The sequence below is a fragment of the Brakhagea baltica genome, from assembly GCF_052161605.1.
GTDB lineage: Bacteria > Planctomycetota > Planctomycetia > Pirellulales > Pirellulaceae > JBKCUI01.
The window spans coordinates 1,353,975-1,367,406 of sequence record NZ_CP197409.1 but is presented as its reverse complement, the minus strand read 5'-3'; the positions used below and the strand labels follow the sequence as shown (position 1 = coordinate 1,367,406).

The following is a 13,432-nucleotide window of genomic DNA, read 5'->3' as shown; positions in this document are numbered from 1 at the left end:
TCATGCCCTCTCTCGGGCTGGTGGTTACCTCACCGTCGCACCTTTCCCAACATTGGGAGTGGGGACGATAGGGTATTGAAAATCTCCATTCTGTGGGGGAAACACGACGTAACGCGATTGATTGTAGGTTAGGGGCCAAATACAATCCGATGGTGATGGGGATTCGGGGATTACCGTCCTGAAACGAATTCTTCCTCCCTCAATCCATCCCTTCCCTTTTAGCATCGATCGGCCGAATCCAATTATGACACTGCGACGCGACTTTCTGATCAACTCCCTCACAGCAGTAGCCGGTAGCGGCTTGGCGTATTCTCTAACCGGGGCCGCATGGGCATACCGAGACGACAAACCATTCAAAATATCGCTAGCTCAGTGGTCTTTGCACAAACCACTGTTTGCGAAACAGATCGATCACCTAGATTTTGCAAAGATTACGAAAGAGAGGTATGGCATCGAGGGAGTCGAGTACGTCAACCAGTTTTTCAAGGACAAGGCAAAGGATGAGGCCTATCTTTCCGAGATGAAGAAGCGTGCTGCGGATGTCGGAGTGACTAGCCTGCTTATCATGATAGACGGTGAGGGGGCTCTAGGAGATCAAAACAACGACTCGCGAACCAAGGCAATTGAGAATCACTACAAGTGGGTCGAAGCCGCAAAGTATCTTGGGTGTCATTCCATTCGCGTCAATGCTGAAACCAAAGCTGACTATGAAGAAGGCAAGAAGCTCGCCGCCGACGGGCTACGGCGATTGGCTGAGTTTGCAAAGCCATTCGGGATCAACGTAATTGTAGAAAATCACGGAGGCCTAAGCTCGAATGGGAAATGGCTTGCCGAAACGATCAAGATGACCGAAATGCCAAACTGTGGAACCCTACCCGACTTTGGCAATTTTTATGACTACGATCGCTACCAAGGTGTCGAGGACCTGATGCCCTTTGCCAAGGCGGTGAGTGCTAAGAGTTATGACTTTGACGAAAACGGCAAGGAGACCAAGATTGATTTTCATCGAATGATGAAAATCGTAAAGGACGCGAACTACACCGGCTGGGTCGGTATCGAATATGAAGGAAGCGTTCTCAGTCCCGATGAAGGCATCATGGCGACAAAGCGACTGCTCGAAGCATGCATGTAGCGGACCAGGGTGGGCGTGCCGCGTCAAATTAAAAAGATCATCTCCAAATCGACTGTACTACTCCATATCGACTGTACTACGCTCGCATTCTGCTTGCCAAACTTTCGAGTCGGCAGTCTAGTCGCAAGGCGATCAGATTGAGTAATGCAGGTGATGTTGGTGCTCCCTGTGGTAGATGACAGCTTCGTAGAGACGAGCTAATCGCCAAGTAAAAGAATCAGCCCAAAAACTGATTGTATCTTTCTTTTCGCGATAGGATTGCTGTCAAATTACTCCCAGGTTGCTGCAGCTTGTTTCATCAGTAGATATGCGTTAAGCAAGGATCTTATCGATGACTACCCCGGCTACGTCGGTAAGTCGATAACTGCGTCCGTTGTGGAAATAGGTCAAGTGCTTGTGGTCAATTCCCATCAAATGGAGCATCGTAGCATGCAAATCATTCACACTAACTCGGTCTGTCACAGCAGCGTATCCAATCTCATCGGTCTCGCCATAACTAGTGCCTCCACGAATCCCAGCCCCTGCCATCCATTGCAGAAATCCATTGGGGTTGTGGTCGCGACCATCTCCATTCTGCGACATCGGCATTCGCCCGAACTCTCCTCCCCATATAACCAGCGTCGAATCCAATAAGCCCCGTTGCTCCAAGTCTGTTAAAAGCCCAGCAATCGGGACATCGGTCGCTTTGCAATGACCTTTATGGTTCTCCTTGAGGTTTGAGTGTGCATCCCACTCTCCATCGCTGTAAACCTGTACGAACCGAACTCCACTTTCCACCAATCGGCGAGCCATCAAGCATTTTGTACCGTACGACTTCGACGCTGGGTCGTCTATCCCGTACATCTTATGCGTCGCCTCGGTCTCGCGGTTGATGTCGACGACATCGGTGGCCGCAGTTTGCATGCGATAAGCAAGTTCATAGGACTGAATCCTTGCTAGTAGTTCCGACTCCTCGGACCGATCCTGAAAATGACTGTCATTGAATTTAGCTAACAAATCAAGCTGAGCACGTTGGTCCTCGTCGGTCAAACTGGCCAGCCTTTTCAAGTTCAAAATCGGCGATCCAGTCGAACGAAACAGCGTTCCTTGATAGGCAGCTGGCAAAAAGCCTGCTCCCCAATTGTGCGGTCCCCCTTTGGCTCCGTTAGTATTACCGAGCACTATGTAACCAGGCAAATCCTGGTTGTCGCTACCCAAGCCGTATGTAATCCAAGCCCCCGCTGTTGGAAATCCGGGCCGAGCGATACCGCTATTGATCTGGTAAATGGCAGGCACGTGATCGTTCGATTCACTGTAGCATGACTTCACGAATGCCATCTTGTCGACATGCTTGGCCACATTCGTGTAGAGCTCACAAACCGGTTGGCCACTTTCACCATATTGTTGAAATTTGAATGGTGATTTCATCAAAGGACCAGGATTGCCAAAGAATGCTTTAATCGCGGTCCTTTCACCATCCCGTTTGGTAAGCTCCGGCTTGGGATCGAACATATCCACGGCGCTGGGGGCTCCCTCCATGAACAACCATATGATCGATCTCGCTTTCGCAGGAAAGTGTCCAACACGAGACTTTAGTGGCTGCAACGGATCTGGAGCTGCGATGTTTGCTCTGGGACCGTCGCTCGCCAGTAGCCCTTGCTCTTTCATCAAGCCTGCCAGGGCCAACATGCCCAATCCTCCGCCTGACCTAGTTAACCACTGACGGCGATCCATAGGTGAAGCTATGCGACCACACGGGAACCCTAAAAGATTTCTGCTGTTGTTCATTTGGTTGTCTCCTAGTCAACGTAGAGGAATTCATTGAGGCCGAAAATGACTTGGCAAAAATCGGTCAGCGCCTGATGTTCAGCCTCAGCCTCGCCTCGTTCGCTTCGTCGATGCGTTTGAGTAGATAAAAACTCGACTGACTGGGTAACTTCCTTTTCCGTTGGCTGTCGTCCTAAGGCCAATGAGAATGCTCGTTTCGCTGTTTGCTCACCGTCCGACAGACACTCAAATCGCAGTCGCGACGCAAAATCGCTAGCGTAGAGCCGGACGGTTTCATCGTTCATTAATGCTAGAGCTTGCGGTGCCACCGTCGTATTTTGCCGGATGGTGCAACTCACGAGCAGATCGGGACGATCAAAGGCTTGAAGAAGCGGATAGGGAAGTAATCGCTTGTGAAACAAGTAAATACTGCGTCGCCGCACGTCGGGACTGTCGGGGACTTTTTCGGGATAACGTTCCCCTTTGAGATTACGAGCCAGGTTCGCTTCCGCCGGTATTTGCGGTTTGAAGCTAGGCCCCCCGACCTGAGAGTTGAGCGTACCCGACACTGCCAGCATGCTATCGCGGATGACCTCGGCTTCTAATCGAGTAGGCGTTCGCTTCCACAAGTATCGATTTGCCAAGTCGATACTTTTCGGGTCTGCAGACACTATCTTCATCACATTCGCATCAACGTTTCGACTTTGCTGCCATGTCGCACTGTTCAGGATCATTCGGTGCAACCGTTTGATTTTCCAACCATGAGAGACGAAATCATTCGCCAAGAACTCGAGCAATTCCGGATGTGACGGCGCGTCCCCTTGTACTCCAAAATCCCCTGGAGTACTGACCAAACCGACTCCAAAATGGTGTTGCCAAACACGATTCACCAGAACACGAGCTAGCAGCGGACCTGCACCATGATCGACATCTACCAGCCAATCTGCTAGTGCCCGACGCTGCAAAGTGCTTTTGGGATTCTCGACCGCTGTGCGTGCTCGCTGCCAATAATCCTCTGCTTGCGTCCCCATAGAAAGTACAGCAGGGAAACCTAACTGTACCTCGAGTTCACGATCGTAAAAATTTGCTCGGCGAAAGTACCATGTCGTGCGGACTTTATCGTCGAAGTCTCGGAAGAAGAGTGCATCTTGCCCGCCGGGGAGTTTGCCTTTCTTGCGATCGCCACTGTGAAACGCACTGATTAGTCGATAGTATTCCCGTGCCGAGATTGCATCGTACTTGTGATCATGACAACGAGCACATGCCAGCGTCAACCCGAGCATCCCGGAACCGATGGTTGACACCACATCGTCGAGTTCGTTGTATCGATTAAAGAGTTGCTCCTCTTCGATAAAGGTATCTCCGAGCGCCGAGTGAGGACCGCCGGTCAAATAGCCAGTTGCGATAATGGCCTGGTCGTTGTTGGGCTCAAACTCGTCGCCAGCGATTTGCCAACGAACGAATTGATCGTAGGGCATGTCGGAGTTGAAGGCGTTGATCACGAAATCGCGGTACAGGTACGCCTGAGGTCGGTCCTCATCCGATTCCTGCCCATCACTTTCGGCGAAACGCGCGGCATCCAACCAATGCCGTCCCCAGCGTTCTCCATAGTGAGGAGAATCTAGAAGCTCGTCAATAAATCGCCCAGCTGGCCACTTCTCGCGTGGGTCGTAAGTGGCGAGAAAGCGTTCGATTTGCTCAGGCGTTGGTGGGAGACCCGTTAGATCGAATGTCAAGCGCCGCACCAGCTGCTCAGGTGCGGCGGGCAAAGCATGCGGGAGCGATAAGGATCGCTGTTTGTCCAGGACAAAAGCATCGATCGGCGTCTGTGGCCGTTTCCACGTCGCTGGTGCGTCGTCAATCTTCCCCAAAACAACGGGAGGCACTTCGACAGATCGCAACCTTTGAAACGCCCAGTGTTCGCGTCCCTTTTCCTCTCGAGCATCGGCAACCTCTGCACTCGATGGCCAGATTGCTCCCTGGTCAATCCAAGCCCTAAGGATACCAATGTCCTCTTTGGAGAGGGGCTCATCATCAGGTGGCATGACTCGAGAGGAGTCCAACCCAGCCACGAGGTGAATCATCAAGCTGTAAGCACTATTACCCGGCTCCATCGCAGGTCCGTGCGCCCCACCCTCGAGCGTTCTAGCCCTAAGGCCAAGATTAAGCCCCCCTTCCTCATTGCCTGAAGTATGGCAGTCAAAACAGCGATCACGAAGGATTGGCAATACATCTGTCACGAAGTCTACTGATCGCTCGATGGATGGCGGAAGCTTGCGACTCAATATCGTCGCTTGCGTTTCTCCCGAGTGATACCGTTCCAAAATCTCCTCGGGAGAAAGAGCTTTTGCAAAGATAGCTAGGTGCTCATAAGAACCCAGCCAAGGCCTATCGCCAGTGGCCTCGTTGGCGAGAATCAGTCGAAACGATGTGTCCCAATTGCTCAAGTCGCCTTCGACTGTCTTTTTAGCAGCCTCGAGACCGTTGAGATAAACAGCAAGTAAACCGGTCTTATCTCTCGAAACAACCAGGTGGTTTCTCCCATTTTTTAAAGCCCCCGACGGAGTTTGCAGCGAAGGCATTCCGTTCTGATCGCTGGCAGAGTGTCTGAGGCGAACATCGATCTTATCGCCATCTTGTCCGATGGTTAGATTGCGTAAGCTCGTATCTTTGGATAGGGAGAGAATACGAGCGGGACCTGATTGATTCATACCGGTAGGAGTGATCCACATTTCTATCGTAAACGCTTGCGATTCCTTGAATGCAGCGTACAGCTTGCTCGGTGGAACAGCAGTCTCGATAATTCCTGAAGCATTCAGTTGCAATCTTCCCGGTCGCCAACTTGCAGAGTGTTGACGAAACCGCAGTTCTATTGGATCAATTGGAGTCAAATCCCGAACCACCATTCCTTGAAGCTCGCTAAAGGAAAAGATCGCGAGGGCATCATCATCGGAAGCGGCCTTTGCACAATTGCAGGCACTGGAAGCAATAAGAAAGCTCACACACAGGAGCCATAGGCAACGATGGGTCATGGTTAGACTGTAGTAAGGTGGGAGAGGAGGCGAGTCATACATACCATTCCGGCTGGCTGTATTATAGCAGCGAACAGACTCGAGAGTGCAACGGTATCAAGCCAGTTGATTAAGAAATCCGTGCGACCATTTTCTTCCCCTCCGCAGGTTAGTTTAGGGTTTCGTCGCCCAAGGCGACTCCCGGCACGTTTGGCATCGCCCGTCACCGTGAGGCTTGGGCTGTTACGCTCCTATTTACGGACGAGACGGTTCCTGCAACTTGCTGTCGTTTTCCCTCGTTCCGCATCCCCTGGGACTCATTGAGGCGTCGGCTCTTCGATCCCCAGCTTCTTCATTTTTTTATAGAGTGTCGTACGGTTGATTCCGAGTAAGTCTGCGGTGATGTTGCGGTTCCAGCCATTGGCTTCCAGTGCGGCAAGAATGATTTGCCGCTCAGGGCCTTCGAGAGCTTCACTTAAGGGAAGGATCGATTTAGCTATTGGGAGCTCATTCGGATTCGTCGTTAATTCGATCGATCGGTTTGTCCAAGGTTCATTTTGGCCTGAAGTCGTGCTGCTAGATTTGTGCGTTATCGAAATCGGGAGGACGTCGGTTTCGATTGCATCCGACTTCGCAAGCAACACGGCACGTTGGATTGCGTTCTCCAACTCTCGAATGTTGCCTGGCCACGAGTGAGAGATCAAGGCATTCATAGCTTGGCTCGAGAAACCATGAATCTTGCGATTGTATTCCGTACAGACCTTTTTAAGGAAATGATTCGCAAGAATTGGTATGTCATCTCGTCGTTCTCGCAAGGAAGGAAGCTCGATATGGATGACCTGGATGCGATAGAATAAGTCTTGACGAAAGCGACCTTCGGCGACTGCCTTTTCTAGATTTTCGTTGGTGGCGAGAATCGCCCGAGTGTCAACGGAAATCGTATCTAATCCACCGAGAGGTTCAAACTCGAACTCTTGTAAGGCACGCAGCAATTTAATTTGCAGTGCTGTCGAGGCTGTTCCAATCTCATCCAAAAAAAGTGTCCCCTGGTCTGCCTGCAAGAACTTGCCCGTCTTATTTCCGATTGCACCTGTGAAGGCACCTGCGACGTGACCGAACAGTTCGCTCTCTAAAAGATTGTCTGGCAGGGCACCGCAAGCGACCTCGACGAATGGCTTTTTCCGACGGGACGATTTCTTATGAATAGCTCGCGCTATCATGCTTTTGCCCGTTCCATTTTCGCCCGTGATCAAAATCGTAGCTTTCGTATCAGCGACCTGATCGATCATCTCAAAGATTTTAAGCATACGGAGATCGTGACTCACGATACTCTCCATGCCAAACCGACGATCAAGTTCTTCTTTGAGGCGGGCATTTTCTTGTTCGATGTTTCGCTGATTCAGGGCTCTTTGAATCGTCGTCCTCAATTCCTCGTCGATAATCGGTTTCGAAAGGAGTTCAAAAGCACCACCAGCCAAGGCATCACGAGCCGCGTCAGGGCCTGCGTAACCGGACATCATGATGACGGGGAGATCTGGATACGAGCGACGCACATGTCGCAGAAATTTGAGGCCGTCTCCATCTTCGAATCGGACATCACACAACATGAGGTCTGGCTCCATTCGCAATAGCTCTGATTTAGCACTTTCTATGCTATCGGCTGTACTGACTGCGAAACCTTCGCTGCAGAGCCAGTCAGACATCGATTCCAGGAGCCAGCGATCGTCGTCTGCTAAAAATATTTTGACAGGAGCGGTCATAGTTGCGAGTTTGGGAGGGGAGAGACGGTGCCTTTCTACTAGGGAATGTTAGGTTGATTTTTTTCAACAGGTCCTGGTAGTCGTGTCGCAATCTGGCAACCGATGCGATTTTGTAGTCACCCAAAAGGAAAAACCGCTACAAACCAACGTCGGTTGCGATCGAATGGGCTGTGGTTTTGGTTATAGTGAGAGGGTCGGACGACAAATCGAGTCGAGGTTTGCTTAACCAATCGACTGCACAGCTCATTCGAACAGATTCCATCCTCCATGATCCCGTTAGTAGTAAGGGCAATCCATGCAAGCTTCCTGGACCAAGCTTCAAGAGAAGCAACTGATCCCCGTCTCAAGGTGGTATGCGTTGATATTTGGGGTGGTTTCCTCACTTTTGCTCCCGTTGTTGTTGGTGGCTCTAGGTTGGCTGACGCAGTTACTCTTCGTGGTCCAAACCGACGAGCTTGGAAAGCGAAGTCTACCCAAGACTCTGAACGTGAGTCCTTACTTTGAAATCGATACGTCGACACTGTCCGCAGAGCCAAATCTGCTGCGAGTCGCGATCGCCTTGGTTGCCATTATCTTAGTCGCGTTTGTCGCGGAACGTTTTTTCTATTTGCTTTCGCGGCGCTCCGCTATGCAGGCATCCTTGGAGTTGACATCATCACTTCTGACAAGGCTCTTTCACAAAGCTCGCGATCTATCCGTTGAGCAGGGACTTTCAGGGCAGCGCGGCACGCTGCGTGGACTGATTCAAGCGGATGTGCCACGGGTACGGGATGCTTGGACCGATTGGTTTCGCATCTTTCCTCGCTGTTTGATTCAGGCGGGAGTGGCTCTCGCTTTAGCATGCTGTATAAACTTTTGGTTCACAATACTCGCACTATTGGCGCTGGTTGTTGGTTGGGGACTGTATCTGCGTTTAGAAGCCAACCAGCGGAAGAATCGACCCGTTCTGGCCGAGCAACGGAGGAATGCTCACGAGCAACTGATCTATCTTTGCGAGTCATCGACTTTGCTGGAATCGATCGACCAAAGAGCCAACATCGAGTCGCTCTTTCATGGTCAGGTTGAGAATTTTCATCGAGCTCATTTTCGAATCGCTGATGAGGAAAGCCTAAGATCCCCTTGGTTGTTATCATGTATAACCATGCTGGGTGCTTTGCTCATGTTCGTCCTGAGCATTCGCGTTCTGGAGCCCAACTCGGTACTGCATGTTGGAGATGTGCTCGCGTTAATCGGGAGTGTTGTTATTTCCGTTAGCAGTTTGTTCCAATTGAATCGCGGGATTCGCAAACGCATCAACGCAAGCACAGCAGCGGACAAACTGGTGCAGTACTTGTCGCTTCCCACCATCGGACCTGACTCGGAATCCGGGGCGACCGTGAGCCCCGTACAAAGTGCGGTGATTTGGGAACACGTTGCCTTTCGAGATAGTAACAGGAACCGTTTGCTCGACGATGTATCGTTAGCAATGTACCCCAAAACGATGACGGCGATCGTTTCTTTGGATCACGGAACCGCCCAAGCTTTTAGCGAGATGATGCTGGGATTTGGAAAGCCGATTAGTGGTCGGATTCTGATAGATGGCGTTAATCTTATTGATCTCGACAACTCTAGTCTGAGACGGAACGCGCTGCTTATCAACGATCGCGGTCCGCTTTTGGATGGTACAGTCGAGGAAAATCTTTTGGCCGGTGTCAAGAAGGATACGACCATGGATCTGATAGCCATCGCACGCGAGGCACGCGTGGCCGAGGGGATATTGAATCTCACAGATGGATTAGGCACTGTTCTTTCAAGCAACGACGAACGGTTGCCGCCCGACCATCTGTTTCGATTGGGAATCGCACGAGCTTTGATCCGAAAGCCTACCATTATCGTTGCGATCGAGCCTAAAACCCGCGTCTCAGCTCAGGAAGAGAGTGACTCGCTGCTTGCACTCAAGAATCTGAAGAGCAGAGGAGCGACTGTGATCGTTGTGCCAGAAAGATTGAGCACTCTGCGAGCCGCCGATCAGATTATCATGTTCCATGAGGGTAGAGTCGTGGCCCATGGAACCCATCAAAAGCTGCTTGAAGAAAGTGAGCTGTACCGCCACTTCAACTATGTTCGATTTGCATGGAGTTGAGAGGACGGCAAACTGTTGCGGACGTTTTCCGAATCCCTGTAGTAATCCTGATGCTTGAGCGAGCTCGCGGCAGCTTCATCGACAACAATGACCACATTAGGGTGTAGCTGCAATGCGCTCGATGGGTTACCCGCAGAAACAGGGCCTTCTACACAACCAGCGATTGCGTTAGCTTTCGACTTGCCGGTCGCCATGAGTAGCACTGATCGGCTTTCCAGAATGGTTGCAATCCCCATCGTTAGAGCCATTTTCGGAACGTCTTCAGCGATCGAAAAGAAACGCGCATTGTCGAGTCGCGTTTGGCGGGTCAAGGTTTTCAAGCGGGTTCGCGATGCGAGGGAGGAGCCAACCTCGTTGAAACCGATATGCCCATCGGTCCCGATACCGAGGATTTGCAAATCGACACCGCCGCAATGCTTGATTGCCTGCTCGTAGCTTGACGCACTTTCCTCCAGATCGCACTCCCAAGTCTTGGGTACGTGAGTCGAGCCCTCTGCAAAATCTACGTGCTTGAACAAAGCCTCGTTCATGTAATGGTGGTAGCTCTGGAGATGGTCAGGCGGTATTCCCACATACTCGTCGAGATTAAAACTCTCGACACCTCGAAAGGAGATCTCGCCTGACCTGTAACGATCCACCAAGCGTCCATAGAGCCCGAGGGGCGTTCCGCCGGTGGCTAATCCCAAAACGCAAGGTTGCGTCTCTCTGGCTCGTGCATTCACCAAATCGGAAACGACGTTCGCCGCAAACTCAGCCACATCATCTGCGGCCTGCAAAATAACAACTCTCAATTTTGATCCCAGCTAGATTGGCTACTACTTGTTGGTGATGCCGTCGATCATCTTGTCAAAATCGGACTTGGTTTTTTCTACCAAATCCTTCGGACCGTAGGCTTTTATAAACAAGCTTTGCCCCTTTGGCATTTCGATGATCGCCCCAATCATGCGATAGTTCTCCTGTTTTTTGGTTGGGCCAGGAGCAAAGGGACCACCCCCCATCGAGTCAAGATAGGTACCGGAAACGTCGACGGTGTGGACCGTCAATTTGCTGATCTCTTTCTTGTCGACCTTGGTTTCTTCTGAGTTTACGCCTTCGAATTGTCCAATCCATCGTTTCACGTTGGCATCGATCGAACCACCGGATCTAGAAAAAGTGATGCGAACGGACTCTTTTCCCTCAGCTGGGAATCGAAACTCTCCCTCGATCATCTGGTTTTTGGGGGGAGCACTTTTCCAGGTCGCGGGTGGGGTCAAAGAAACCTTAGTGCCTTCGAACGCAAAAGGTTTAACCTCTGCGGGCTTTTCGGCGGCCTGATCTTGGGAAAATCCACTTGAACCGTGAAGGCAAACGAAAGGGGGGAGCAAAAACAAAGTCAAAGCTAGTCGAAGACGCATTTTACTAGTTCTCTCAATCGGTTACGGTTAAAGGCAAGAAGCAGGTAGCTCTCGCAGGCGGGAACGGAGGCGAACACCGTTCCCTCTCAGTTACACTATACGGCATCGCCACGATCTAACAATCCGCATCGCAAGGACTTTTATGCAAACTGCCCTTTCTCGTGAGTTGATACGCTCTCGATCCAGCGATCTGATGCTGCTAGATGACTTGAGCCATTTAACTCGGTTAGCGATCCGTGAGGATTTGGATCGTGGAATGGATCTCACGACGATGGCGATCGTTCCAGAAGGGGTGAGCGGTCAGGCGGATATTGTCGCTAGGGTGGCCGGAATTGCGGCCGGTACCGGCTTGATAGAGGCGATATTGTCCGAGTTTGAGTGCACGGTGAAATGCGAACTGCACGTTGAGGACGGGGAGCCCTTTGAAGCTAAGCAAACGCTGGCCACCCTACGAGGAGAGGCCAGAGATTTACTGACATGCGAGCGAACGGTACTGAACTTTTTGGGGCGGCTTTGCGGGATCGCTACCTTGACTGCCCTGTTCGCCGAAAAAGTTGTGGGAACAAGGGCACAGGTATTCGACACGCGAAAAACGACCCCGGGCTGGCGGCGGGTTGAGAAGTACGCAGTATTGTGCGGAGGGGGTGCAAATCATCGAATGGGCTTGTTCGATGCCATCCTGATCAAGGACAATCACCTAGCGTCGCGGGCGGTTTCTGATAGCGTCGTTATGGATGCGGGAGATGCTGTGCGGCAGGCAAAGAACTTTCTGCGGGGTTTGCCTGAGTCAGAAAATCCCCAGTTTATCGAGATTGAGATCGACTCGCCTGGACAATTGGCGTCCGCCATCGAAGCGGGACCGGATATCGTTTTGCTCGATAATATGAGCTGCGATCAACTGATGGAGTGCGTAGCGATCCGAGACCGCATGAACCCCGCTGTGGAGTTAGAGGCTTCTGGTGGAGTAAATCTCGAAAGCATCGCGTCCATCGCAAAAACGGGCTTAGAACGAATCAGCGTGGGTGCTCTTACGCATTCGGCAGTGAACTTAGATCTCGGGTTGGATTGGCGATTCCAGTAGTTTTGGTTTTCCGGAAAAAGCGAGCGATCCCGTGTCTGGCATTCGGCACGGCGATCCAGGTTGACAGAGTTCCAGGTTGATAGGAATTTAGGCCCCAGCAGTCGTCCAATCGAGAACGACTTTACCGCAATTGCCTTGTCTCATGGCCTCAAATCCTTTTTGGAAATCGCGATAGTCAAACCGGTGCGTAATCACCTGGCTTATATCCATTCCGCTTTCCAGTAGAACGCTCATCTTGTACCAAGTTTCGTACATTTCGCGACCGTAGATCCCGCGAATGGTCAGCATGTTAAAAACGACGAGATTCCAGTCGATAGCGATGGGCTCTGAGGGGATACCGAGCATAGCGATTTTTCCTCCGTGGCACATGTTTTCGAGCATAGTTCGCAGGGCTGCGGGGGAACCCGACATTTCTAGGCCGACATCAAAGCCTTCTTTCATTCCTAGGGATTTCGTGACCTCCTGGATGTCGCGCTGCCTCGGATCGAATGCAACCGTAGCCCCCATCTTTCGTGCAAGATCGAGGCGATAGGGGTTGAGGTCGGATATCACAATATGGCGAGCCCCAGAGAACTTCGTCACAGCACACGCCATCAAACCGATGGGGCCGGCACCTGTAATCAGTACATCCTCTCCGAGGCAATCGAACGCGAGGGCGGTGTGAACTGCATTTCCGAGTGGATCAAAGATGGACGCAATGTCGAGATCAATGCCTGGTTTGTGATGCCAAATGTTCGTCATTGGCAAGGCGACGTATTCGGCAAAGGCACCTTGTCTGTTCACGCCGACACCCAATGTATCTTTGCACAGATGCCGTCGACCAGCTAGACAATTTCGGCATCGTCCGCACACGACGTGCCCCTCACCGGAGACGATTTCTCCCGGAAAAAAGTCGGTAACATTCGAACCAACTTCGACGATTTCGCCCACGAATTCATGGCCAACCACCATGGGAACAGGGATCGTTTTTTGAGCCCAAGCATCCCAGTTGTAGATGTGAAGGTCCGTTCCGCAAATACCGGTTTTGTGAACGCGAATTAGACAGTCATTAATGCCAATTTTGGGAACTGGAACCTCCTGTAGTTCGAGTCCTGGTTCCCGTTTCGATTTAACAAGCGCCTGCATAGATCTGCTCTTTGGTGGTTCTGCGTCGACTGAGCGAATGTTGCTTAGTGAAGCGAAGAAA

The 13,432-nt window shown here is 51.4% G+C and carries 9 protein-coding genes; 3 read left to right on the top strand and 6 right to left on the bottom strand.

Going from position 1 to position 13,432, the window contains the following annotated elements; translation table 11 throughout:
* Positions 1-244: 244 nt before the first annotated feature.
* Positions 245-1,132 (top strand): sugar phosphate isomerase/epimerase family protein, encoded by an 888-nt coding sequence (locus SH449x_RS05385; RefSeq protein ID WP_482380299.1) that lies wholly within the window; start codon positions 245-247, stop codon positions 1,130-1,132.
* 312 nt (positions 1,133-1,444) lie between these two features.
* Here SH449x_RS05385 and SH449x_RS05380 read toward each other — a convergent pair whose 3' ends face one another.
* From SH449x_RS05380 to SH449x_RS05370, 3 genes are all read right to left on the bottom strand, one after another.
* Positions 1,445-2,899: a DUF1501 domain-containing protein gene (locus tag SH449x_RS05380; protein ID WP_482380298.1), complete on the bottom strand. Its 1,455-nt coding sequence runs from the start codon at positions 2,897-2,899 to the stop codon at positions 1,445-1,447.
* Positions 2,900-2,910: 11 nt separating this feature from the next.
* Positions 2,911-5,910 (bottom strand): DUF1553 domain-containing protein, encoded by a 3,000-nt coding sequence (locus tag SH449x_RS05375; RefSeq protein ID WP_482380297.1) that lies wholly within the window; start codon positions 5,908-5,910, stop codon positions 2,911-2,913.
* A 296-nt stretch (positions 5,911-6,206) separates the two neighbouring features.
* On the bottom strand, positions 6,207-7,649 hold the full coding sequence (locus SH449x_RS05370) for a sigma-54-dependent transcriptional regulator (RefSeq protein ID WP_482380296.1): 1,443 nt from the start codon (positions 7,647-7,649) through the stop codon (positions 6,207-6,209).
* A gap of 295 nt (positions 7,650-7,944) precedes the next feature.
* Between SH449x_RS05370 and SH449x_RS05365 the strand changes: the two genes are divergently transcribed.
* Positions 7,945-9,771 carry an ABC transporter ATP-binding protein gene (locus SH449x_RS05365; RefSeq protein WP_482380295.1) on the top strand — a complete coding sequence of 609 codons (1,827 nt, stop codon included), beginning with the start codon at positions 7,945-7,947 and terminating at the stop codon, positions 9,769-9,771.
* Here SH449x_RS05365 and nagB read toward each other — a convergent pair.
* On the bottom strand, positions 9,747-10,562 hold the full coding sequence (nagB, locus tag SH449x_RS05360; protein WP_482380294.1) for a glucosamine-6-phosphate deaminase: 816 nt from the start codon (positions 10,560-10,562) through the stop codon (positions 9,747-9,749). The two genes, SH449x_RS05365 and nagB, sit on opposite strands and share 25 nt — an antisense overlap.
* A gap of 24 nt (positions 10,563-10,586) precedes the next feature.
* On the bottom strand, positions 10,587-11,165 hold the full coding sequence (locus SH449x_RS05355) for a hypothetical protein (protein ID WP_482380293.1): 579 nt from the start codon (positions 11,163-11,165) through the stop codon (positions 10,587-10,589).
* Between the two features lie 142 nt (positions 11,166-11,307).
* On the opposite strand from SH449x_RS05355, the gene nadC reads away from it, so the two are divergent.
* Positions 11,308-12,246 (top strand): carboxylating nicotinate-nucleotide diphosphorylase, encoded by a 939-nt coding sequence (gene nadC, locus SH449x_RS05350; RefSeq protein ID WP_482380292.1) that lies wholly within the window; start codon positions 11,308-11,310, stop codon positions 12,244-12,246.
* An 87-nt stretch (positions 12,247-12,333) separates the two neighbouring features.
* Here the strand turns inward: nadC and tdh are convergent, their stop codons facing one another.
* The gene (tdh, locus tag SH449x_RS05345; protein WP_482380291.1) at positions 12,334-13,371 is read right to left on the bottom strand and encodes an L-threonine 3-dehydrogenase; all 1,038 of its coding nucleotides are present in this window, start codon (positions 13,369-13,371) and stop codon (positions 12,334-12,336) included.
* Positions 13,372-13,432 lie beyond the last annotated feature (61 nt).